Here is a 21,834-nt window from a genome sequence, read left to right as displayed (position 1 = left end):
ATGGGTAAATTAGCGTTAGCAGCGAAAATCACCCACGTGCCGTCGATGTACCTTTCCGAGCTGCCGGGCAAAAACCACGGCTGCCGCCAGTCGGCCATCGACGGACACAAAGAGATCAGCAAGCGCTGCCGGGAGCTGGGCGTGGACACCATCATCGTGTTCGATACCCACTGGCTGGTGAATAGCGCCTACCACATCAACTGTGCGGACCATTTTTCAGGCGTCTACACCAGCAACGAGCTGCCGCACTTTATCCGCGACATGACCTACGACTACGACGGCAACCCGGCACTCGGCCAGCTGATTGCCGACGAGGCGGTGAAGCTCGGCGTGCGTGCCAAAGCGCACAACATCCCGAGCCTCAAGCTGGAGTACGGCACGCTGGTGCCGATGCGCTACATGAACGCGGATAAGCACTTCAAAGTGATCTCCATCTCGGCGTTCTGCACGGTTCACGACTTCGCCGACAGCCGCAGGCTGGGCGAAGCCATCGTCAGCGCCATCGAAAAATACGACGGCACCGTGGCGGTCCTCGCCAGCGGCTCGCTGTCGCACCGCTTTATCGACGACCAGCGCGCGGAAGAAGGGATGAACAGCTATACCCGCGAGTTCGACCGCCAGATGGACGAGCGCGTGGTGAAGCTGTGGCGCGAGGGTCAATTTAAGGAGTTTTGCAGCATGCTGCCGGAGTACGCCGACTACTGCTACGGCGAGGGCAACATGCACGACACGGTGATGCTGCTGGGCATGCTCGGCTGGGACAAATACGACGGCAAGGTGGAGTTTCTCACCGAGCTGTTCGCCAGCTCCGGCACCGGCCAGGTCAACGCCGTTTTCCCCCTGCCCGCGTAAGGAGCCACCATGCCGCACTTTATTGCTGAATGTACCGACAACATCCGCCAGCAGGCCGACCTGCCGGGGCTGTTCGCCAAAGTGAACGAGGCGCTCGCCGCCACGGGCATCTTCCCGCTCGGCGGTATCCGCAGCCGCGCCCACTGGCTAGACACCTGGCAGATGGCCGACGGCAAGCACGATTACGCCTTTGTCCATATGACGCTGAAGATTGGCGCGGGGCGCAGCCTGGAGAGCCGGGAAGCCGTGGGGGAGATGCTATTTGGGCTGATCAAAGCGCACTTTGCGGAACTGATGGCGAGCCGCTACCTGGCGCTGTCGTTTGAGCTCGACGAACTGCACCCGACGCTTAATTACAAACAGAACAACGTGCACGCGTTGTTTAAGTAATACCGCACGGTCTGTCCCCTCTCCCACAGGGAGAGGGAGAAAAAACATAAAACAGGATATCGCCATGCTCGACAAACATACCCATACCCTGATCGCCCATCGTCTGCATCAGGCGGAACAGTCCCGGGAGCAGATCCGTCAGATCTCCCTCGACTACCCGACGATCACCATCGACGACGCCTACGCCGTCCAGCGCGAATGGGTCAGCCTGAAGATCGCCGAAGGCCGCGTGCTGAAGGGCCACAAGATCGGCCTCACCTCCAAAGCGATGCAGGCCAGCTCGCAAATCAGCGAGCCGGACTACGGTGCGCTGCTGGACGACATGTTCTTCCATGACGGCAGCGACATTCCCGTCGATCGCTTCATCGTCCCGCGCATTGAAGTGGAGCTGGCCTTCGTACTGGCAAAACCGCTGCGCGGCCCGAACTGCACGATCTTCGACGTCTACAACGCCACGGATTACGTCATCCCCGCGCTGGAGCTGATCGACGCCCGCTGCCACAACGTCGACCCGGAGACCCAGCGTCCGCGCAAGGTCTTCGACACCATCTCCGATAACGCCGCCAACGCGGGCGTGATCCTCGGCGGCCGCCCGATTAAGCCCGACGAGCTGGACCTGCGCTGGATCTCCGCCCTGCTCTACCGCAACGGCGTGATCGAAGAGACCGGCGTGGCCGCAGGCGTCCTGAACCACCCGGCCAACGGCGTGGCGTGGCTGGCCAACAAGCTTGCGCCGTACGACGTGCAGCTTGAGCCTGGCCAGATCGTTCTCGGCGGCTCGTTTACCCGCCCGGTGCCCGCCAGCAGAGGCGACACCTTCCACGTCGACTACGGCAACATGGGCTCCATCAGCTGCCGCTTTGTCTAGGAGAGCACGATGCAAAACGCATTTAAAGCGGCGCTGAAAGCAGGCCGTCCGCAAATTGGGTTATGGCTGGGGCTGACCAGCAGCTACAGCGCCGAACTGCTGGCCGGAGCAGGCTTCGACTGGCTGCTGATCGACGGCGAACACGCGCCGAACAGCGTGCAGACCGTCTTAACCCAGCTGCAGGCTATCGCCCCTTATCCGAGCCAGCCGGTGGTGCGCCCGTCGTGGAACGACCCGGTGCAAATCAAACAGCTGCTGGACGTGGGTGCGCAAACCCTGCTGGTGCCGATGGTGCAAAACGCCGACGAAGCGCGGCTGGCGGTACGTGCCACCCGCTACCCGCCTGCGGGCATTCGCGGCGTCGGCAGCGCCCTGGCGCGGGCGTCGCGCTGGAACCGCATCCCGGACTACCTGCAGCAGGCCAACGACGCCATGTGCGTGCTGGTGCAGATCGAAACCCGCGAGGCCCTGAAAAACCTGCCGCAGATCCTGGACGTGGAAGGCGTCGACGGCGTGTTTATCGGCCCGGCGGATCTGAGCGCCGACATGGGCTTTGCCGGCAACCCGCAGCACCCGGAAGTGCAGGCCGCCATCGAGCAGGCGATCGCGCAGATACGCGCTGCCGGTAAGGCCCCCGGCATCCTGATGGCGAACGAGCAGCTGGCTAAACGCTACCTCGAACTCGGCGCGCTGTTTGTCGCCGTCGGCGTCGACACCACCCTGCTCGCCCGCGGCGCGGAAGCGCTGGCGGCACGTTTTATCGAACAACCGGTTACGTCAGTTAATAACAATAAATCCGTCTACTAAACGTAAGATCTGGAGCGCACCATGACGACCTCTACCCTGCAAACCCATGATAATAAAGCTGTTGAACATCGCGCCATTCACAAGCTGTTCCGACGCCTGATCGTCTTTCTCTTTATCCTGTTTGTCTTTTCGTTTCTCGATCGCATCAACATCGGCTTTGCCGGGCTGACGATGGGCAAAGATCTGGGCCTCACGTCAACCATGTTTGGCCTGGCCGCGACGCTGTTTTACGTCACCTACGTGCTGTGCGGGATCCCGAGCAACATCATGCTGGCGAAGATCGGCGCGCGGCGCTGGATCGCCGGGATCATGGTGGTGTGGGGCATCGCCTCCACCTGCACCATGTTCGCCACCAGCCCTGAAACGCTCTACGTCCTGCGCATGCTGGTGGGCATTGCCGAAGCCGGCTTCCTGCCGGGGATCCTGGTCTATCTCACCTGGTGGTTCCCGGCGTATCACCGCGCCCGCGCAAACGCGCTGTTTATGATCGCCATGCCGGTGACCATGATGCTCGGTTCGATCCTCTCCGGGTACATTCTGGCGATGGACGGGCTATGGAACCTCAAGGGCTGGCAGTGGCTGTTCCTGCTGGAGGGGCTACCGTCGGTGGTGCTCGGCGTGGTGACCTGGTTTTACCTCAACGACACGCCGGACCAGGCCACCTGGCTGGATGACGACGAAAAACAGGCGCTGAAAACGATGATCGCCCGCGAGCAGGAGCTGGCCGTAACGCAGCCTGCCTCGGCACGCTCTACCCTGCGCGAAGTGCTGACCCCGGCGGTGCTGCTCTACACGCTGGCCTACTTCTGCCTGACCAACACGCTGAGCGCGATCAACATCTGGACGCCGCAGATCCTGCAAAGCTTCAACACGGGAAGCAGCAACATCGTCATCGGCCTGCTGGCGGCGATCCCGCAGTTCTGCACCATCCTCGGGATGATCTGGTGGAGCCGCCGCTCCGACAGGCTGAAAGAGCGAAAAAAGCACACCATCCTGCCGTACCTGTTCGCCGCGGCGGGATGGATGCTGGCCTCCGCGACGGATCACAGCCTGATCCAGCTGCTTGGCATCATCATGGCCTCAACCGGATCGTTTACCGCCATGGCGATATTCTGGACCACGCCGGATCGGGTTATTAGCCTGCAGTCCCGCGCGGTGGCGCTGGCGGTGATCAACGCCATCGGCAACGTCGGATCCGCCGTCAGCCCATTGCTGATTGGGATCCTGCGCGACGCGACCGGCAGCTTCAGCTCCGGGCTGTGGTTCGTGGCCGGGCTGCTGGTGGTCGGCGCGCTGGTGCTGACGCGCATTCCGATGACGCAGCGGGATCAACAGAGGAACGGTCATGTGCCACAGCCCTATCGCCAACATTGATATCAGCAAGGAGTACGACGAAAGTCTGGGCACCGACGATGTGCACTACCAGTCGTTCGCCCGCATGGCGGCCTTTTTTGGCCGCGACATGCAGGCGCATCGTCACGACCAGTATTTTCAGATGCACTTTCTCGATACCGGGCAGATTGAGCTCCAGCTCGACGATCACCGCTACTCGGTGCAGGCCCCGCTGTTCGTCCTCACGCCGCCGTCGGTACCGCACGCGTTTATCACCGAATCCGACAGCGACGGGCACGTGCTGACGGTGCGCGAGGATCTGATCTGGCCGCTGCTGGAGGTGCTTTACCCCGGCACGCGGGAGGCGTTCGGCCTGCCGGGGATCTGCCTTTCGCTTTCCGACAGGCCGGACGAGCTGGCGGCGCTGAAGCACTACTGGCAGCTGATTGCCCGGGAATCCACGGAGCAGCTGCCCGGGCGCGAGCATACCCTGGTCCTGCTGGCGCAGGCGGTGTTTACCCTGCTGCTGCGCAACGCGAAGCTCGACGACCACGCCTCAGGCGGCATGCGCGGCGAGCTGAAGCTGTTCCAGCGCTTTACCCAGCTGATCGACACCCACTACCACCAGCACTGGACGGTGCCGGAATACGCCAGCGAGCTGCACCTGACCGAATCTCGCCTGACCGATATCTGCCGCCGCTTCGCCAACCGCCCGCCAAAACGCCTGATCTTCGACCGCCAGCTGCGGGAGGCCAGGCGCCTGCTGCTCTTCTCCGACAGCACCGTCAGCGAGATTGCCTGGCAGCTGGGGTTCAAAGATCCGGCCTATTTCGCCCGATTTTTTAACCGCTTAGTGGGGTGCTCGCCGAGCGCGTATCGGGCGCAGAAAGTACCGGTTTCCTGAACGCATCACGGTTCGTAGGGCGGGTAAGCGCAGCGCCACCCGCCGAAAAGCCGCACAGATCACAAAACCACATCCCACCCGAAAAGTACCCGTCGTTGTCCCAATCGTCCCTTCACGTTACGTCCCTCTCAGGCTTCAATTAAACAACAAAAACAAAACATAAATTTAACAACCCTATTCCGATACGAGGTCCCCTATGAAGCCTGAAGAGTTCCGCGCTGATGCCAAACGCCCGTTAACCGGCGAAGAGTATTTAAAAAGCCTGCAGGACGGTCGTGAGATTTATATCTACGGCGAGCGCGTCAAAGACGTCACCACCCATCCGGCGTTTCGCAATGCGGCAGCCTCCATCGCGCAGATGTACGACGCGCTGCACAAGCCGGACATGCAGGACACGCTCTGCTGGGGCACCGACACCGGCAGCGGCGGCTACACCCATAAATTCTTCCGCGTGGCGAAAAGTGCCGACGACCTGCGCCAGCAGCGCGACGCCATCGCCGAGTGGTCGCGCCTGAGCTACGGCTGGATGGGCCGCACGCCGGACTATAAAGCCGCGTTCGGCTGCGCGCTGGGCGCCAACCCGGCCTTCTACGGCCAGTTCGAGCAGAACGCCCGGAACTGGTACACCCGCATTCAGGAAACCGGCCTGTACTTCAACCACGCCATCGTTAACCCGCCGATCGACCGCCACAAGCCAGCGGACGAGGTAAAAGACGTCTACATCAAGCTGGAGAAAGAGACCGACGCCGGGATTATCGTCAGCGGCGCGAAAGTGGTGGCAACCAACTCCGCCCTGACCCACTACAACATGATCGGCTTCGGTTCCGCGCAGGTGATGGGCGAAAACCCGGACTTCGCGCTGATGTTCGTCGCGCCGATGGATGCCGAGGGCGTGAAGCTGATCTCCCGCGCCTCCTACGAGATGGTGGCAGGCGCAACCGGATCCCCGTACGACTATCCGCTCTCCAGCCGCTTTGACGAGAACGACGCCATCCTGGTGATGGATCACGTGCTGATCCCGTGGGAAAACGTGCTGATCTACCGCGATTTCGACCGCTGCCGTCGCTGGACGATGGAAGGCGGTTTCGCCCGCATGTACCCGCTGCAGGCCTGCGTGCGTCTGGCGGTGAAGCTCGACTTTATCACCGCCCTGCTGAAGAAATCCCTGGAGTGCACCGGTACCCTGGAGTTCCGCGGCGTGCAGGCGGATCTCGGCGAAGTGGTGGCCTGGCGCAACATGTTCTGGGCGCTGAGCGACTCCATGTGTTCCGAAGCCACACCGTGGGTCAACGGTGCGTATCTGCCGGATCACGCCGCCCTGCAGACCTACCGCGTGATGGCCCCGATGGCCTACGCCAAGATCAAGAACATCATCGAGCGTAACGTCACCTCCGGGCTGATCTACCTGCCGTCCAGCGCCCGGGATCTGAACAACCCGCAGATCGACCAGTATCTGGCGAAATACGTGCGCGGCTCCAACGGCATGGATCACGTCGAACGCATCAAGATTTTGAAACTGATGTGGGATGCCATCGGCAGCGAGTTTGGCGGTCGTCACGAGCTGTACGAAATTAACTACTCCGGCAGCCAGGATGAGATCCGCCTGCAGTGTCTGCGCCAGGCGCAGAGCTCCGGCAACATGGACAAGATGATGGCGATGGTCGACCGCTGCATGTCCGAATACGATCAGCACGGCTGGACCGTACCGCACCTGCACAACAACAGCGATATCAACATGCTCGACAAGCTGCTGAAATAGCGCAGCGGGAGGTTGCAATGCATTCAGATGAACAACGCCTGCGTTTTCGCGACGCAATGAGTAGCCTGTCGGCGGCGGTCAATGTGATCACCACCGAGGGTGAGGCCGGACGCTGCGGCATCACCGCTACCGCCGTCTGCTCGGTGACCGACACCCCGCCATCAGTGATGGTGTGCATCAACGCCAACAGCGCCATGAATCCGGTATTTCAGGGTAACGGCAGGCTGTGCGTTAACGTGCTGAACCACGAGCAGGAGATCATGGCTCGTCATTTCGCCGGGATGACCGGAATAACGATGGAGGAGCGCTTTGCCCTCTCCTGCTGGCAAAAAGGCCCGCTGGCGCAGCCGGTACTCAAGGGCGCGCTGGCCAGCCTTGAAGGCGAGATTAGCCAGGTGCAAACCATCGGCACGCATCTTGTCTACCTTGTTGAAATTAAAAACATCATTCTGAGTGACGCAGGACACGGCCTGATCTACTTCAGGCGCCGTTTCCACCCGGTTATGCTGGAGGCGGAAGCCGCCTTGTAATCCCCCTCGCGCTGGCCTTTTTTTTCCGGCCAGCGCCGCTTTCTACAAAAACTCCTAAGGTTTCCGCTAAATCACGCCGTTATATAACCATAAGAGAAATTTTCTGTGCCTGAATACTGACATTCTGTGTCAGTGCACCCGCATCATTCAGCGCATACCTAAATATACAGGATGACCTTATGGCTAAAACGACGCGGAGCCGCTCGGCTGAACGTCTGGTCGATATTCTGGTTGAGCTACATTTAAACGGTGTGGTAAACCGCAGTGCGCTAATGGAGAAATTCAAAATTACCGAGCGCACCGTCTACCGGGATTTAAATGCCCTCTCTCCCATTGTTGAACATACCGGTAACGGGCTATATCGACTGATCCATTCGGCACAATCGCCCGGTGGACAAGGCTTACATCACACTCTTGCTAACTTCCTGAATGCTGACAGCTTTTTCCCTGAAAGAAATACGGAATTCTGGCAGAATCTTGAAACGCGCGTTGACGAAAACCATATTCTTATTCTTGCGAATGAAGCCGAACACACGGTACAACGTGATATTCGCCGTCATTTAACGAAAATCGAGAGATCGATTAAAAACCATAATGTTTGTCAGATTGTTTATAAGGGGAAAACCCGTCTGATTAATCCCTATAAACTCATTAACAAAAAAAATATATGGTATTTACAAGCCACCGAAAATAGCCGCCTGAAATCCTTCTCATTGAGTCAGATTAGCTGGTTTGATATTCAGAAAACGACCTTCACCCCGGAAGAAAATGTCCTTGCGCTGCTGGAAAAAAGCCTCGACCCCTGGGTCTCTGAAAATACTTTCGCGGTGAAAATATTCATCAAAGATAATATTTCACATTACTTCCTGCGTCGCGATCTTCTGCCAGAACAAGAGCTGCTGGCGGAGCAACAGGGCGGCGTCACGCTGCGCTGCCAGGCGGCCCACGAGAACCAGATCCTGCCGCTGCTGTTCTACTGGCTGCCTCATATTCAGATTCTGGAGCCGAACTGGCTGAAGGAAAAACTGCTCGGAACGCTGGAGCACTATCTGGCGGTGGAGCGCAACCCGAATAATCAAGTGATCTCAATCACATAATTTCGCCCCCTGGCGGCGAGCCGGAACCGCTCGTCGCCGCCTTTGACCGCTCACCTGTCACTTTCAACCACTCATTCATTTACCGTCCTTTACACGCGCGAGGATCTGGCACGATCGCTCCAGCATTAATCAATACCTCCTCACAACGAACCCTGACCCTTTTTTCTTTACATAAAAAACCAGGTCTTACTATGGATACTAAAAAACTACTGAAGCACGTGCCCTGGGCCTTACTCGGGATCCTCGGCGCTTTTTGTCTGGCGGTTGTCGCATTACGCCGGGGCGAACACGTAAGCGCCCTGTGGATCGTGGTCGCGTCCGTTTCCGTCTATCTTGTTGCTTATCGCTACTACAGCTTGTACATCGCGCAGAAGGTCATGAAGCTCGACCCGACGCGCGCCACCCCGGCGGTCATTAACAATGACGGCCTGAACTACGTGCCAACCAACCGCTACGTGCTGTTTGGTCACCACTTTGCCGCTATCGCCGGTGCAGGCCCGCTGGTGGGCCCGGTGCTGGCCGCGCAGATGGGCTACCTGCCGGGTACCCTGTGGCTGCTCGCTGGCGTAGTGCTGGCGGGTGCGGTGCAGGACTTTATGGTGCTGTTTATCTCTTCTCGCCGTAACGGCGCCTCTCTGGGTGAGATGGTCAAAGAAGAGATGGGCCGCGTGCCGGGGACTATCGCCCTGTTCGGCTGCTTCCTGATTATGATCATCATCCTCGCGGTGCTGGCCCTGATCGTGGTGAAAGCGCTGGCCGAAAGCCCGTGGGGTGTCTTCACCGTCTGCTCAACCGTGCCGATTGCGCTGTTCATGGGTATCTACATGCGCTTCCTGAGACCGGGACGCGTGGGTGAGGTGTCGGTGATCGGTATCGTGCTGCTGGTGGCCTCCATCTACTTCGGCGGCGTGATTGCGCACGACCCGTACTGGGGCCCGGCGCTGACCTTCAAGGACACCACCATTACCTTCGCGCTGATTGGCTATGCGTTTATCTCCGCGCTGCTGCCGGTCTGGCTGATTCTGGCCCCGCGCGACTACCTGGCGACCTTCCTGAAAATCGGCGTTATCGTCGGTCTGGCGATCGGCATTCTGGTGATTAACCCGGATCTGAAAATGCCGGCGGTAACGCAGTACATCGACGGTACCGGCCCGCTGTGGAAAGGCGCCCTGTTCCCGTTCCTGTTCATCACCATTGCCTGCGGTGCGGTCTCCGGCTTCCACGCCCTGATCTCCTCCGGTACCACGCCTAAGCTGCTGGCGAACGAGAAAGACGCACGTTTGATCGGCTACGGCGCGATGCTGATGGAGTCCTTCGTGGCGATCATGGCGCTGGTTGCCGCGTCCATCATAGAACCGGGTCTGTACTTCGCGATGAACACCCCGCCGGCGGGTCTCGGCATTACTATGCCTAACCTGCACGAGATGGGCGGCGACAACGCGGCGCTGATTATGGCGCAGCTGAAAGACGCCAGCGCACACGCGGCGGCGACCGTCAGCTCCTGGGGCTTCGTGATTTCGCCTGAGCAGATCATGCAGACCGCGAAGGACATCGGCGAACCGTCCGTGCTGAACCGCGCAGGTGGCGCTCCTACACTGGCTGTCGGTATCGCACACGTGTTCCACAAAGTGCTGCCGTGGGCGGACATGGGCTTCTGGTACCACTTCGGTATTCTGTTCGAAGCGCTGTTCATCCTGACCGCGCTGGACGCCGGTACCCGTGCAGGCCGCTTCATGCTGCAGGATTTGCTCGGTAACTTCGTGCCGTTCCTGAAGAAAACCGACTCTCTGGTAGCGGGCATCCTGGGTACGGCGGGCTGCGTCGGCCTGTGGGGCTACCTGCTGTATCAGGGCGTTGTCGACCCACTGGGCGGCGTGAAGAGCCTGTGGCCGCTGTTCGGTATCTCTAACCAGATGCTGGCTGCCGTGGCGCTGGTGCTCGGCACCGTGGTCCTCGTGAAGATGAAACGCACCAAATACATCTGGGTAACGGTTGTTCCTGCGCTGTGGCTGCTGCTCTGCACCACCTGGGCGCTTGGCCTGAAGCTGTTCAGCGCCAACCCGCAGCTGGAAGGCTTCTTCTTCATGGCTAACCAGTACAAAGAGAAGATTGCCGCAGGCGGCGCAGACCTGACTGCCCAGCAGATTGCCAACATGAACCATATCGTGGTGAACAACTACACCAACGCGGGTCTGAGCATTCTGTTCCTGGTGGTGGTGTACAGCATTATCTTCTACGGCATCAAAACCTGGTTGAAAGTGCGTAACGCTGAAGGCCGTACGGACAAAGAAACCCCGTACGTGCCGGTGCCGGAAGGCGGCGTGAAGACCTCTTCACACCATTAATCCAGCATGTAACTGTAGGCCCGGATCGCTGCGCGCCACCGGGCTTTTTCTTATCAGGACCCGTTATGTTTGGTAACTTAGGCGAAGCAAAAAAATACCTCGGTCAGGCGGCGAAAATGCTGATTGGCATTCCGGACTATGACAACTACGTTGAGCATATGAAGACCAACCATCCGGATAAGCCGTACATGACCTACACCGAATTCTTCCGCGAGCGTCAGGAAGCGCGCTACGGCGGAAGTGGAGAAGGCGGCGTCCGCTGCTGCTAAAGGAGAGACCATGACCCCGATTGCCGTTACCCTGCTGACCGGTTTCCTCGGCGCCGGTAAAACCACCCTGCTGCGCCACATCCTGAATGAACAGCACGGCTTTAAAATCGCCGTCATCGAAAACGAATTTGGCGAAGCCTCCGTAGACGACCAGCTGATTGGCGATCGCGCCACGCAGATCAAAACCCTGACCAACGGCTGTATCTGCTGCACCCGCTCTAACGAGCTGGAAGACGCCCTGCTGGACCTGCTCGACAGCCGCGATCGCGGTGAAATCGACTTTGACCGCCTGGTGATCGAGTGCACCGGCATGGCCGACCCCGGCCCGATTATTCAGACCTTTTTCTCTCATGAGATCCTTTGCCAGCGCTATCTGCTGGACGGCGTCATTGCCCTGGTCGATGCGGTCCACGCCGATGAGCAGATGAATCAGTTCACCATCGCCCAGTCTCAGGTGGGCTACGCCGACCGCATCCTGCTGACCAAAACCGACGTGACGGGCGAAAGCGTTAAGCTTCGCGAGCGCCTGACGCGCATCAACTCCCGCGCGCCAATTTACACGGTGACGCACGGTGATATCGACCTGTCTCAGCTGTTCAACACCAACGGCTTTATGCTGGAAGAGAACGTCACCGCGAAACCGCGCTTCCACTTTATGGGAGACAAGCAAAACGACGTGGCGTCGATTGTGGTGGAACTGGACTACCCGGTGGACATCAGCGAGGTTTCGCGCGTGATGGAGAACCTGCTGCTGTCGTTTGCCGACAAGCTGCTGCGCTACAAAGGGATGCTGTGGATTGACGGCGAACCCAACCGCCTGCTGTTCCAGGGCGTTCAGCGCCTGTACAGCGCCGACTGGGACAGACCGTGGGGCGATGAAGTACCGCGCAGCGTGATGGTGTTTATTGGTATACAGCTGCCGGAAGAGGAGATTCGGGCGGCGTTTGCGGGTCTGAAGAAATAGCCGCCATGCATCCCCTCTCCTCTGTGGGGCTGAGGGATCCCCACAAAATATTGCCTGCACAGACGGCCCCCTCTCCCTTGAGGGAGAGGGCGGAGGTAACATCCCTGTAAAGCCCGCCTTCTCGGCGCATCCCTGCGCCTCGCCCCGGCCTGCAGGAAACGCCTCAGCGATTTACAGCCGGACCAGGTCGTCGCTATAAGCCCGTCATTTTTGTAACTACTCTCGTCGCTTTCAGTAAAAAAAATTACTGGAGATTCCTCAGTCTGTGGGGAGAGGGTAAGTAGAAAACTTATTTCACCGCCTCCGGCAGCGTCACAATCCACAGCTCGCTGTCGGACTCCGGCTTCTTCAGCGGCTTCACGCTGAGCGTGGTTTCCACCGGCTTATCATCCAGCGTCAGCTTGCCTTCCGCGTTCACCCGATAATCCTTGAGCTTTTTGCCCTCGACCGGGTTTTGCATCGCCACCTTCACGCCAAAGTCGTTATCGTTCGCCACCGCAAGCGTTTTGCTGTCGATAAGCGCCAGCCCTTCGGCCTTCTCCTGCTGCCAGCCCAGCGCGCGGAGATCGACGACCTGCGTTTTTGCTGCAAGGGTAATCCCGCGCTGCGCCAGGGTTTTCTCATCATCAAACTCCGGGTACTCGCCCGGCTTGTCAAAGGCGGAAAGATCGCTCGCCTTGCTGAGATCCACCTTGTAAATCAGGTTACGCATCCCGTCGTTTTTATCGCTTCCCTGCTCAATCAGCAGGATGTGCTGATTATCGAGCGCCACGATGTCGCCGATTTTGGCGTCGCTGTTTTTATCGTAGGCCGCGCTGTCGATGGGGTAACCGTACATCGCGGTTTTGCCGGTCGCCGGATCGAAGCTCACCAGACGCGTAAACAGCGCCTGTTTTTTGCTCTTCCCGTCGATATCCAGCGTGCTTTGCACGGCGGCGATAATGCGTCCGTCCGGCATGCGGGTCAGCCCTTCAAAGCCCCGGTTTGCCTGACGCCATTTAATAACGTTTGGCAGACCGCCCGCGATGGATTTTTCCCCTTCCGCGGCCTGCGGCCCGTGGATCGCGAGGATCTTGCCTTTGCTGTCGACGTTAATCAGGAACGGGCCGTACTCGTCGCACAGCCAGTAGCCGCCTTTGCCGTCCGGCGTGATGCCTTCCGTATCCAGTCCGCGGTTGTCACCCTTGAGCGTCTTTAAGGTATCGCTGAACGCCACTTCATTGGTGGAACCAATCACGCCGCTTTGCAGCGGCAGACCGTTAATCTCGCCTTTATCGTCATGCAGCGGACGGGCATCCGTTGCCTCTGCTTTGCCGTTCTGGACGCGGATGGTCATCAGCAGCGGCGCGAAATCTGGCGTGACAAATATTTTGGCTTCGTTTTTACCCATTTTTGGCGCATCGGCGTTGGGACCGCGATCGGTCACGGTCGCAAACGTCAGGGCATCGTCCTGCTTGCCCGTAAACAGCAGGCCAGAGCCAATCCCCACCGGGAGACCGTTCGGGAACGCATCGGCAAACGCGCCGCTGTATTTCACATGGGAGCCGTCAGGGAAGCTGACGACATAGCGCTCAGCGGTAGGCTGTGCCGCCAGGCCAGAGAAAGAGAGCGCACAACCGATAAACACAGGAATAATTTTTCTTTTCATATTGTTAGCATCCAGTTAGTGAAGCCAACAACGTAAAGAATAAACGTGTCAGAAAAATGACATGGAAAGGCAACCGGCATGGGCGAGTGAACGTATATTCAATGCCCGGAAATGTAAGGTTGTGTTGTATTGTGTGACAACTGAAATACTTTTGGAAATTATTAGAAACTCAATTAATTCACCTCTAATCACTATCCCTTCTTCGTTCAGTTTATGTTTAGTCAAAAAATTAAACGGTTCCTAAACACCAAAACATCACCCGTTGACACCCCGGCAATCAAACAGCATTGCAACAACTTCTATAAAAAACTTAACAATATCAGCATAAAACAGCGACTTTCATCACATTTGCAGTCATAAAAATCGCTTGTTAAGGTGCCCCCAGATGAATTTAATGACGAGGCATAAAACATGAAAAAACTGAATATCCTTCTTCTTTCTGCTCTGACCGCCCTCTCGGGTTCCGCTCTGGCAATGGGTGGCAGCATTGAGCAGGGTAAAAACTTTACCAACCTCAACCTGGAAATGGGGAAATCCTCATCCGGCCTGTATGCCGAAAGCAACTGGCTTAAAAACACCGATGACGGTACCCAGACCGGCGGCGTGGGCGCAGGCTACAACCTGGAAGTAGGCCCGGTAATGCTGAATGCGGGTGCCAAAGCCATCTACATCGGCCCGAAAAAAGGCGATAACGGCGTGGCGTTCCCGATCGGCGGCGGCGTAAACGTTGCCCTGACCGACAGCATCCACGTGTACGGTGAAGGCTACGTGGCGCCAGAAGGGCTGAACAACAGCGTGAAAAACTACGTGGAAGCCAACGGCGGCGTAAGCTGGACGCCGATCGCGCCGGTGACCCTGAAAGTGGGCTACCGCCACGTGAGCGTTGATGGCAAAGACGGTCGTCCGAACCATACGCTTATTGACGGCGCATATGTTGGCGGTGGAGTCACCTTCTGATGAAACACCGCATGACCGCGCTTTGCGTTCTGAGCCTCACGCTGATGCTCACCGGCTGCGTCCAGTACAAATGGGTGAAACCGGGCGTCAGCGACGTGGAAATGAATAAAAAGCTCACGGAATGCGAAGCGCAGGCACTGATCGACCTTCCCCCGGATAACGTGGTGACCGGTTCGAGCTCGGAAAAAACGGACAAATCGAAAAAGAAAAAGGATATTTCCACGAGCTACACGGTTGAAGACGCGAATGAATATCGCCGGGATACGCTGGTTGACAGCTGCATGTTTAAAAGCGGCTGGGACAAGATCGAAGTGCAATAATCCCCTTAAAAAAACCTGCCGGCTGGCAGGTTTTTTTATGGCCTCTTACTTACGCACCACCACCAGCTTCTGGTTCACAAACTCTTTGATCCCCAGATCCGACAGCTCGCGTCCGTAACCGGAGCGCTTCACGCCGCCGAACGGCAGCTCTGGCGCGGTATCGGTAAGCCAGTTGATGTACACCATCCCGGTCTCGATCCGGGACGCCATTTTCTTCGCGCGCTCGATATCCTGGCTGAATACCGCCCCGCCCAGGCCGTAGTGGGAGTCGTTCGCCAGCGCGACCGCCTCGTCGTCGTTTTTCACCACGTATATCTGCGCCACCGGGCCGAAGAACTCTTCGAAGTACGCCGGGTTGTCGCGCGAGATGTTCGTCAGGATCGTCGGCTCGAAGAAACTCCCGTCGCGCTGCACCGGCTTGCCGCCATAGTGCAGCGTGGCGCCGCTTTTCACCGCCTCGTTAACCTGTTTGGTCAGTGTTTCAAGCGCATCTTTCGACGACAGCGGCCCCAGCGTGGTGCTTTCGTCCAGCGGATCGCCAATCTTCACCTGCTTAAACGCTTCGGTGAATTTGCTCAGGAAAGCATCCGCAATCTTTTCATGCAGGATAAAGCGCTTCGCCGCGGTGCAGACCTGCCCGGCGTTGTTGAGGCGCGCATTCACACCAGTCTTCACGGCTTTGTCCAGATCCGCGTCATCCAGCACCACGAAGACGTCGTTACCGCCCAGCTCCAGCGTGGATTTCTTAATGTGCTTCGCCGCTTGTGCGGCCACCACGCTGCCGGCTTTTTCGGAGCCGGTTAATGCGGCGCCCTGCACGCGATCGTCGGCAATGATGTTCGCCACCTGCTCGGACGAAATAAACAGGTTGGTCCACGCCCCTTCTGGTGCGCCCGCCTCGCGCACCAGATGGGCAAAGGTCTCAGCGCAGTGCGGCACAATGCTGGCATGCTTGGCGATCACCGGGTTGCCCGCCGCCAGGTTCGGCGCCAGGACGCGCATCAGCTGATAATACGGGAAGTTCCACGGCTCAACGGCCATCAGCACGCCGATGGGGTGATGCTCCACCCACGCTTCCCCAAGCTCAGAGTCGTACTTCACCGGGGCCAGGAACTGCTTCGCATTGTCGGCGTAATAGCGGGCGATCTGCGCGCACAGCTTCACCTCGCCGCGGCTCTGTTCGATGAGCTTACCCATCTCCTGGCTGGCGATTTTCGCCAGATCCTCGGTGCGCTCGTCGATCAGGTCGGCAAGCTTATGCAGCACCGGCAGGCGCTGGCTGATGTCGCCTTTCGCCCAGTCCGAATGGTAAAGCGCATCGGCCGCCTTCAGGGCCGCTTCAATATCCGCGTCGGTATGTGAGGGGTATTCTTTGATGAGCTGGTTAGTGGCAGGATTTACTGTCTGATAAGCCATGTCGAATCTCCTTGTTTTACCGCTTAGGGTATTAAGGGTAGTCAACATGACTGGCTGTGGACGTAAAGTTGGGTATATCCGGAAGGTTCTTAATGAAGCGCTGCCAGACGGTTCGCTGACGTGGTATAAAAACGTCCTGAAGGAGTTCATATGACCGATACCCGACACATCCGGCAGACTTTTCACCGCGCCTCAGGCCTTGAGCTGCGCAGCACGTGGCAGAGCACGCAGGCGTATAAACGTCATTGTCACCCGCAGCTCTCCATCGGCGCGATTGTGGAAGGCCAGACCTGCTGCGTGTGTCATGACAGAGAATACATCCTTAACCCCGGGGACCTCATTGTGATCCCGGCCTATGCGCCGCACAGCTGCAACCCCGTCGCCGGGCAACCGCGCAGCTACCATATGCTCTATATCGACACCGATCTTCCTCTGGCGCTCCAGGTGATTCGCGACCGTACGCTCTTTAAGCGCTACCTTGAGATTGTTGAGACGATGTCGCCTGCCTCCGTGGACACGCTGCTTTCAGCCCTGCCCCGCCGCCTGGAAAACGCAGATGCGCTTCGCTCAACCAGTCAGCACGTGCGGCAGGCGTTTCTTGCCGACCTGGCCGCACCGCCTTCGCTTGACGAACTTGCCCAACGATTCTCGCTGCGCAAAGAGACGCTGATCCGCACCTTCCGGCAGGATACCGGCCTGACGCCGGGCAGCTTCCTCAACATCTCCCGCGTGGAGTTCGCCAAAGCGCGGCTACGTGCCGGGGACGACATCGCCGACGTCGGCTACCAGAGCGGCTTTGCCGACCAGAGCCATTTTCATAAGACCTTCGTCAGCTATACCGCCGCCACGCCGCGCCAGTACGCGACGGGCCGATCAATATCAGACAATAAATAACGTTGGCATCACCGTAGCCTGACCTCAGATTGTTAACCGAGGTTGCTATGGAACTGTTCTTCCCTTCTGCTTTTCTCGCCCTGGCGCTGGCGCATTTTGTCGCCCTGTTAAGCCCGGGTCCGGACTTTTTCCTGCTGGTGGGCTACGCGGCGCGCTACCGACTGCGCGGCAGCACCGGATTGTGCGTCGGCATCGCTGCGGGCAACGGGCTGTAAATCTTACTGGTGATTATCGGCTGGAACGCGTTGCGCCAGTTTGCATGGCTGTTTACTCTGATAGAGCTTTGCGGGGCGCTGTACCTGCTGTGGATCGGCTCGCATCTGGTGCGCAGCCAACCGCAGGCGATGAGGCTGAATGAAACCCGTCAACGCTGCCCCTCGCTGCGCAAGCAGATCCTGCTGGGGCTCGGCTCGGCGCTGCTTAATCCGAAGAACGCGTTGTTCTATCTTGCCCTGATGACGGCATTGCTGGGGCCGGACGTGACGCTGCTTCAGCAGGCAACGTGCGGCGTCTGGATGGTGATGGTGGTGCTGGCGTGGGATCTGGCGCTGGTATCGCTGATGGGGCTATCGTCGGTTCAACAGAAGCTCAGCCGTGCGCTGTGGTGTATTGAGCGCACGGCGGGTGTGGTGCTGATGGGGTTTGGCGGGTGGGTGCTGTGGCGGGTGATATGAAAGAATCTTATCAGCCGTTTTCTATGCCCCTAACCGATAATCCCAGTCATCCGTGTGAATAACGTTACCGTCACAGTAATGCCAGGTAATCTTTTCATAACGAAGCAAAACAAGCTCAAGATGCCCCTGTTTTTCATGGTAAGTCTCTTTCACGTCATGCATTAATGAAAACACCGTGACGACCTTCACCGCTTCCAGCGTTATCGTGAAATAGATTTCTTCCTGACCGGCATCATTGATTCTGTACAGGTCGATAGTCGCTTTCCTGAACGTACCGCCCGTGCTGAGTGCTTTATAGAGAAAAACACTGGAGGCATCTATTTCTTTCTCAATCAGAAAGGGACGATGCTGGCGTTTGCTCAATGCTCTGCCATTATGCAGGTCATAATTATAGCTTACGTTATGATAGAGCCCTAAAACCTCAATCTGGTTTTCACGGTCTTTAACTTTCACGCTGCCTTTTATGTTATTACCCGCATCGTCAGTTAATGACATATATCCCGGAATGGCCATTTACATATCCTTATCGAATGGAACAGAGTGTTCAACAGTTGAGATCATAACGGCGAGACATCTTTTACCCTGCGGGCTTTTTATTTTGAACATCTCCCTGATTGAATCCACAAAAAGCTTATTACTTTCTGCCTCCGTTTCGGGGAAATTAGCAAACGCGCAAATTTGTTCAACAGTGAGTAACGGTTTATCGTCTTTTAAGATTGCTAAGACACCTTCAGGGTTATGTGGGATGGCTTCAGAAAGCGCCGCCTTTAAATCTTCAGCCTTACTGGCGTCCACTCCGGGTTCAAGGGCACTCGCCACGGCTAACCATGCCTGAGTTCCTTTACTTATCTCTGGTATGACATGATTCCACCATTCCGACTCACCCGTATCATTTGAATCCAGCTCCGCTACAACAGACATGGCGCCTTTGCCGTTTATCATTTGCAGGATCTGTTCAGGAGTGTGGTTTTTGGCAAATAAACCCATCGGTAAGCACAAGAAGAATAGCACCATAATATACTTCATTATCGCACCACCAGTATTGTATCACCCGAATCATAAATCATATGACGCTTGTCCTGACCATTCATAATGATACAACCTGCTGATGCAGAGCCTGGTGGCTGACCTTTTTTATCACCATGAATTTGAAAATGATCCCTACCAAAGGTATTGGTCCCCGCTATAGGCTCAAGAATAATGGCCTCAGCACTTTTATGATTATTCCACCCGGCAATAAAATAAATACCTCTGGGAATGGGGCCTCTGTTTCGTTGACTTTCACACTCTGGCTTATCTTTCGATTCACCCGCACCGCTGTAGCAGTTAGCGACAAACACACCATTATGGCTCAATACCCCCGTCGAAACTTTATACTCCCATGTCATCGATACCGTCTCCTTTCATAAATAGTCCTTTATCGTATGGCTAACAGGAGCGTTAAAATGACTACGACGGTCACAAAACATTACGTCCGAAAATAAATAAGCACAAAAAATATAGAAAAATTAATAATAGATAATTTTGATTTATATAATTTTTATATAAAAGCCGTGTGTCAGGCAGAGAATGCGTCTCTCCCCTTACACCAGTTTTGCACTTTTGGTTCACTTGCCTCTATCCTTAACCCATGGAAAAAATAGCTGAACTCAAACGCGCCAAGCTGCTGGCGCTGGCGCTGCTGCTGGTTGCCGCCGCGGCGTTTATCACCACCCTGTTCCTGCCGCAGACCTTCTGGGTGCGCGGCGTCAAGGCCATTGCCGAGGCGGCAATGGTCGGCGCGCTGGCTGACTGGTTTGCGGTCGTCGCGCTGTTCCGCCGGGTGCCGATTCCCTTTATCTCCCGCCATACGGCGATCATCCCGCGCAATAAAGACCGGATCGGCGACAATCTCGGCCAGTTTGTGCAGGAGAAATTTCTCGATACCCAGTCGCTGGTGGCGTTGATCCGCCGCTATGAGCCCGCGCAGATGATTGGTGCCTGGTTCAGCAAGCCCGACAACGCCCAGCGCGTCGGGCTGCATCTGATGCAGGTGATGAGCGGTTTTCTCGAGCTGACCGACGACGGGCGCATTCAACGCCTGCTCAAACGCGCGGTGCATAAGGCCATCGACAAGGTCGACTTCACTGAAACCAGCGCCGTGATGCTGGAGAGCATGACCAAAAACAACCGCCATCAGGTGCTGCTGGACGCCATCATCAATCGCCTGATTACCCTCATTCAGCGGGAAAGCACGCGGGACTTTATCGCCGACCAGATCGTCCACTGGCTCAAGACCGAGCATCCGCGCAAGGCGATGGTGCTGCCCACCGAGTGGCTGGGCGATCAAAGCGCGGAGATGGTGTCAAACGCGGTGAACACGCTGCTGGACGATATCAGCCATGACCGCACGCACCAGATCCGCCAGGCATTTGACCGCGCCACGCTGAAGCTTATTGACAACCTGAAAAACGATCCGGACATGGCGGCCAAAGCCGACAACATCAAGCACTATCTGAAAAACGATGAGGCGTTTAACCGCTATCTGGGTGAGATGTGGGCCGACCTGCGCCAGTGGCTGAAGGCGGACATGCAGAGTGAGGACTCGCGCGTGAAGCAGCGCATCGCCAACGCCGGGCTTTGGTTTGGTGAAACGCTGACGAACGATGCGAACCTGCAGGCCTCAATGAACGAGCATCTGGAGCAGGCCGCGCACCGCCTCGCGCCGGATTTTGCCGCGTTCCTGACACGCCATATCAGCGACACGGTGAAAAGCTGGGATGCCAAAGACATGTCCCGCCAGATTGAGCTGAACATTGGCAAGGATCTGCAGTTTATCCGCGTCAACGGCACCCTGGTGGGCGGGACGATTGGCCTGATTCTGTTTTTACTCTCGCAAATCCCGACGCTTATCCATTGAGCGTCCTGAGGATCAGCGCCTTCATGCTGGAAATAGCGGCATTGGCGGAGGCGCTTCCCTGATGCAGCGCTATTCCCAACTCTCCTGTATCTGGCAGCTGGCGGCTGTCGACCTGTAACGTCTCGGGCAGGCCAATACGCGTGCGGAGCGTGATACCCAGCCCCGCGCTGACGCCCGCCCACAGTCCGCTCAGGCTATAGCTGGTAAAAGCTATACGCCAGGGAATACCTGCGGCATCCAGCGATGCGATAGCCCGGCTTCGCAAGAGGCAGGGGGCGTCAAACATTACCAGCGGCAGCGGCTCACCTCGCTGCAGAAGTGCCTCAATGTCCTCGCTGGACCGGCAAATCCACTTTAGCGGCTCGCTTCGCACATAGTCGCCTTCTCGTCCTTCCTGCCAGACCAGCGCCAGATCGAGTTCGTTTGCCGCCACGCCCCGCAGCAGCGGCGGGTTGCGATCGACGCGCGCGATCATGCGAAGCTCAGGGTGTTGTCTGTGAAAATCGCCGATAACCTGCGGCATCACGGACTCCCCAAAGTCCTCCTGCATACCCAGACGCACCTCGCCCTGAAGCAACTCCCCCCTGATAGCCCGGAGCGCTTCATCATTTAATGCCAGCATGCGTCGGGCGTAGCTCAGCAGAATTTCACCCTCCCGGGTCAGAGCCAGCGTACGCCCCTGCTTCACGGTGAGCGCCACGCCGCACTGCTGCTCCAGCTTTTTTAGCTGGGCGCTGACCGCAGAGGTGGACCGACACAGCCTGTCCGCCGCCTCGGCAAAGCTGGTGGATTGAATACCCTCCACAAAGCTGCGCAGCGCGTCCAGGTCTAATGCTGAAAAGCGTTTATCCATATCATCCTCATTTTCAGGACATTTGGTCCTGAACATTGCAATTTTATTTATGGTGG

General features: G+C 57.5%; 22 protein-coding genes and 1 pseudogene. 17 read left to right on the top strand and 6 right to left on the bottom strand.

What is annotated here, in order from left to right:
• The 12 genes from hpaD (at window position 1) to yjiA (ending at window position 12,117) form a co-directional block, all read left to right on the top strand.
• Window positions 1–852: a 3,4-dihydroxyphenylacetate 2,3-dioxygenase gene (gene hpaD / locus AC0TOY_RS20080; RefSeq protein WP_032649922.1), complete on the top strand. Its 852-nt coding sequence runs from the start codon at window positions 1–3 to the stop codon at window positions 850–852.
• Window positions 853–861: 9 nt separating this feature from the next.
• On the top strand, window positions 862–1,242 hold the full coding sequence (locus AC0TOY_RS20075) for a 5-carboxymethyl-2-hydroxymuconate Delta-isomerase (protein WP_024908289.1): 381 nt from the start codon (window positions 862–864) through the stop codon (window positions 1,240–1,242).
• A gap of 64 nt (window positions 1,243–1,306) precedes the next feature.
• Window positions 1,307–2,110 carry a 2-oxo-hept-4-ene-1,7-dioate hydratase gene (hpaH, locus tag AC0TOY_RS20070; RefSeq protein WP_049122729.1) on the top strand — a complete coding sequence of 268 codons (804 nt, stop codon included), beginning with the start codon at window positions 1,307–1,309 and terminating at the stop codon, window positions 2,108–2,110.
• A gap of 9 nt (window positions 2,111–2,119) precedes the next feature.
• Window positions 2,120–2,917, top strand: a complete 798-nt coding sequence (gene hpaI, locus AC0TOY_RS20065) for a 4-hydroxy-2-oxoheptanedioate aldolase (RefSeq protein ID WP_090419165.1) — start codon at window positions 2,120–2,122, stop codon at window positions 2,915–2,917.
• A 21-nt stretch (window positions 2,918–2,938) separates the two neighbouring features.
• Window positions 2,939–4,291, top strand: a complete 1,353-nt coding sequence (hpaX, locus tag AC0TOY_RS20060) for a 4-hydroxyphenylacetate permease (RefSeq protein WP_473722438.1) — start codon at window positions 2,939–2,941, stop codon at window positions 4,289–4,291.
• Window positions 4,263–5,153 (top strand): 4-hydroxyphenylacetate catabolism regulatory protein HpaA, encoded by an 891-nt coding sequence (gene hpaA / locus AC0TOY_RS20055; protein WP_473722437.1) that lies wholly within the window; start codon window positions 4,263–4,265, stop codon window positions 5,151–5,153. The genes hpaX and hpaA overlap by 29 nt, the downstream gene beginning before the upstream one ends.
• A gap of 196 nt (window positions 5,154–5,349) precedes the next feature.
• Window positions 5,350–6,912, top strand: coding sequence for a 4-hydroxyphenylacetate 3-monooxygenase, oxygenase component (hpaB, locus tag AC0TOY_RS20050; protein ID WP_008501307.1), 1,563 nt, complete (start codon window positions 5,350–5,352; stop codon window positions 6,910–6,912).
• A 17-nt stretch (window positions 6,913–6,929) separates the two neighbouring features.
• Window positions 6,930–7,442, top strand: a complete 513-nt coding sequence (locus AC0TOY_RS20045; protein WP_024908295.1) for a 4-hydroxyphenylacetate 3-monooxygenase reductase subunit — start codon at window positions 6,930–6,932, stop codon at window positions 7,440–7,442.
• Between the two features lie 179 nt (window positions 7,443–7,621).
• Window positions 7,622–8,539, top strand: a complete 918-nt coding sequence (locus AC0TOY_RS20040) for a helix-turn-helix transcriptional regulator (RefSeq protein ID WP_024908296.1) — start codon at window positions 7,622–7,624, stop codon at window positions 8,537–8,539.
• Window positions 8,540–8,730: 191 nt separating this feature from the next.
• Window positions 8,731–10,884 carry a carbon starvation CstA family protein gene (locus AC0TOY_RS20035; protein ID WP_032649928.1) on the top strand — a complete coding sequence of 718 codons (2,154 nt, stop codon included), beginning with the start codon at window positions 8,731–8,733 and terminating at the stop codon, window positions 10,882–10,884.
• A 65-nt stretch (window positions 10,885–10,949) separates the two neighbouring features.
• On the top strand, window positions 10,950–11,153 hold the full coding sequence (locus AC0TOY_RS20030) for a YbdD/YjiX family protein (RefSeq protein ID WP_003856610.1): 204 nt from the start codon (window positions 10,950–10,952) through the stop codon (window positions 11,151–11,153).
• 10 nt (window positions 11,154–11,163) lie between these two features.
• Window positions 11,164–12,117 carry a GTPase gene (gene yjiA, locus AC0TOY_RS20025; RefSeq protein ID WP_417927890.1) on the top strand — a complete coding sequence of 318 codons (954 nt, stop codon included), beginning with the start codon at window positions 11,164–11,166 and terminating at the stop codon, window positions 12,115–12,117.
• A gap of 289 nt (window positions 12,118–12,406) precedes the next feature.
• Here yjiA and AC0TOY_RS20020 read toward each other — a convergent pair whose 3' ends face one another.
• Entirely contained in the window at window positions 12,407–13,765 is a 1,359-nt protein-coding gene (locus AC0TOY_RS20020) for an esterase-like activity of phytase family protein (RefSeq protein ID WP_473722436.1), read from the bottom strand.
• Between the two features lie 411 nt (window positions 13,766–14,176).
• On the opposite strand from AC0TOY_RS20020, the gene AC0TOY_RS20015 reads away from it, so the two are divergent.
• A complete protein-coding gene (locus AC0TOY_RS20015) occupies window positions 14,177–14,722 on the top strand; it encodes a YfaZ family outer membrane protein (protein ID WP_047746519.1) in 546 nt (181 codons plus the stop codon).
• Window positions 14,722–15,042: a hypothetical protein gene (locus tag AC0TOY_RS20010; RefSeq protein WP_048992924.1), complete on the top strand. Its 321-nt coding sequence runs from the start codon at window positions 14,722–14,724 to the stop codon at window positions 15,040–15,042. The genes AC0TOY_RS20015 and AC0TOY_RS20010 overlap by 1 nt, the downstream gene beginning before the upstream one ends.
• Before the next feature lie 45 nt (window positions 15,043–15,087).
• On the opposite strand, the gene AC0TOY_RS20005 is transcribed toward AC0TOY_RS20010, so the two are convergent.
• A complete protein-coding gene (locus AC0TOY_RS20005; RefSeq protein WP_473722435.1) occupies window positions 15,088–16,458 on the bottom strand; it encodes an NAD-dependent succinate-semialdehyde dehydrogenase in 1,371 nt (456 codons plus the stop codon).
• A 150-nt stretch (window positions 16,459–16,608) separates the two neighbouring features.
• Here AC0TOY_RS20005 and AC0TOY_RS20000 point away from each other — a divergent pair, with 150 nt between their 5' ends.
• Complete coding sequence (locus AC0TOY_RS20000) at window positions 16,609–17,352, top strand: helix-turn-helix domain-containing protein (RefSeq protein WP_032649933.1); 744 nt, start codon at window positions 16,609–16,611, stop codon at window positions 17,350–17,352.
• A gap of 47 nt (window positions 17,353–17,399) precedes the next feature.
• Window positions 17,400–18,026 (top strand): annotated as a pseudogene (locus AC0TOY_RS19995) (LysE family translocator).
• Between the two features lie 21 nt (window positions 18,027–18,047).
• Here AC0TOY_RS19995 and AC0TOY_RS19990 read toward each other — a convergent pair.
• From AC0TOY_RS19990 to AC0TOY_RS19980, 3 genes are read right to left on the bottom strand one after another with little or no spacing between them, the layout of a single operon-like run.
• Window positions 18,048–18,539, bottom strand: a complete 492-nt coding sequence (locus AC0TOY_RS19990) for an Hcp family type VI secretion system effector (RefSeq protein ID WP_473722434.1) — start codon at window positions 18,537–18,539, stop codon at window positions 18,048–18,050.
• Window positions 18,540–19,052: a hypothetical protein gene (locus tag AC0TOY_RS19985; RefSeq protein WP_024908305.1), complete on the bottom strand. Its 513-nt coding sequence runs from the start codon at window positions 19,050–19,052 to the stop codon at window positions 18,540–18,542.
• Window positions 19,052–19,414, bottom strand: coding sequence for a tlde1 domain-containing protein (locus AC0TOY_RS19980; RefSeq protein WP_021240619.1), 363 nt, complete (start codon window positions 19,412–19,414; stop codon window positions 19,052–19,054). The genes AC0TOY_RS19985 and AC0TOY_RS19980 overlap by 1 nt, the downstream gene beginning before the upstream one ends.
• A 242-nt stretch (window positions 19,415–19,656) precedes the next feature.
• Between AC0TOY_RS19980 and AC0TOY_RS19975 the strand changes: the two genes are divergently transcribed.
• A complete protein-coding gene (locus tag AC0TOY_RS19975) occupies window positions 19,657–20,925 on the top strand; it encodes a DUF445 domain-containing protein (protein ID WP_473701982.1) in 1,269 nt (422 codons plus the stop codon).
• Here AC0TOY_RS19975 and AC0TOY_RS19970 read toward each other — a convergent pair.
• On the bottom strand, window positions 20,915–21,778 hold the full coding sequence (locus AC0TOY_RS19970; protein WP_148768524.1) for a LysR substrate-binding domain-containing protein: 864 nt from the start codon (window positions 21,776–21,778) through the stop codon (window positions 20,915–20,917). The genes AC0TOY_RS19975 and AC0TOY_RS19970 overlap by 11 nt on opposite strands.
• Window positions 21,779–21,834: the final 56 nt, after the last annotated feature.

Source organism: Enterobacter sp. PL_is379, from assembly GCF_055817355.1.
Note: the sequence above shows the minus strand (reverse complement) of the source record. Positions and strands in the feature narration are given on the sequence as shown.

Coding starts and splice junctions, on each gene's coding strand:
- AC0TOY_RS20035 (WP_032649928.1), top strand. CDS start 8,731: ATGGATACTAAAAAACTACTGAAGCACGTGCCCTGGGCCTTACTCGGG.
- AC0TOY_RS19975 (WP_473701982.1), top strand. CDS start 19,657: ATGGAAAAAATAGCTGAACTCAAACGCGCCAAGCTGCTGGCGCTGGCG.
- AC0TOY_RS20040 (WP_024908296.1), top strand. CDS start 7,622: ATGGCTAAAACGACGCGGAGCCGCTCGGCTGAACGTCTGGTCGATATT.
- hpaH (WP_049122729.1), top strand. CDS start 1,307: ATGCTCGACAAACATACCCATACCCTGATCGCCCATCGTCTGCATCAG.
- AC0TOY_RS20075 (WP_024908289.1), top strand. CDS start 862: ATGCCGCACTTTATTGCTGAATGTACCGACAACATCCGCCAGCAGGCC.
- AC0TOY_RS20010 (WP_048992924.1), top strand. CDS start 14,722: ATGAAACACCGCATGACCGCGCTTTGCGTTCTGAGCCTCACGCTGATG.
- yjiA (WP_417927890.1), top strand. CDS start 11,164: ATGACCCCGATTGCCGTTACCCTGCTGACCGGTTTCCTCGGCGCCGGT.
- hpaA (WP_473722437.1), top strand. CDS start 4,263: ATGTGCCACAGCCCTATCGCCAACATTGATATCAGCAAGGAGTACGAC.
- hpaB (WP_008501307.1), top strand. CDS start 5,350: ATGAAGCCTGAAGAGTTCCGCGCTGATGCCAAACGCCCGTTAACCGGC.
- hpaD (WP_032649922.1), top strand. CDS start 1: ATGGGTAAATTAGCGTTAGCAGCGAAAATCACCCACGTGCCGTCGATG.
- AC0TOY_RS20005 (WP_473722435.1), bottom strand. CDS start 16,458: ATGGCTTATCAGACAGTAAATCCTGCCACTAACCAGCTCATCAAAGAA.
- AC0TOY_RS19985 (WP_024908305.1), bottom strand. CDS start 19,052: ATGAAGTATATTATGGTGCTATTCTTCTTGTGCTTACCGATGGGTTTA.
- hpaI (WP_090419165.1), top strand. CDS start 2,120: ATGCAAAACGCATTTAAAGCGGCGCTGAAAGCAGGCCGTCCGCAAATT.
- AC0TOY_RS20000 (WP_032649933.1), top strand. CDS start 16,609: ATGACCGATACCCGACACATCCGGCAGACTTTTCACCGCGCCTCAGGC.
- AC0TOY_RS20020 (WP_473722436.1), bottom strand. CDS start 13,765: ATGAAAAGAAAAATTATTCCTGTGTTTATCGGTTGTGCGCTCTCTTTC.
- AC0TOY_RS20045 (WP_024908295.1), top strand. CDS start 6,930: ATGCATTCAGATGAACAACGCCTGCGTTTTCGCGACGCAATGAGTAGC.
- AC0TOY_RS19980 (WP_021240619.1), bottom strand. CDS start 19,414: ATGACATGGGAGTATAAAGTTTCGACGGGGGTATTGAGCCATAATGGT.
- AC0TOY_RS20015 (WP_047746519.1), top strand. CDS start 14,177: ATGAAAAAACTGAATATCCTTCTTCTTTCTGCTCTGACCGCCCTCTCG.
- AC0TOY_RS19970 (WP_148768524.1), bottom strand. CDS start 21,778: ATGGATAAACGCTTTTCAGCATTAGACCTGGACGCGCTGCGCAGCTTT.
- hpaX (WP_473722438.1), top strand. CDS start 2,939: ATGACGACCTCTACCCTGCAAACCCATGATAATAAAGCTGTTGAACAT.
- AC0TOY_RS19990 (WP_473722434.1), bottom strand. CDS start 18,539: ATGGCCATTCCGGGATATATGTCATTAACTGACGATGCGGGTAATAAC.
- AC0TOY_RS20030 (WP_003856610.1), top strand. CDS start 10,950: ATGTTTGGTAACTTAGGCGAAGCAAAAAAATACCTCGGTCAGGCGGCG.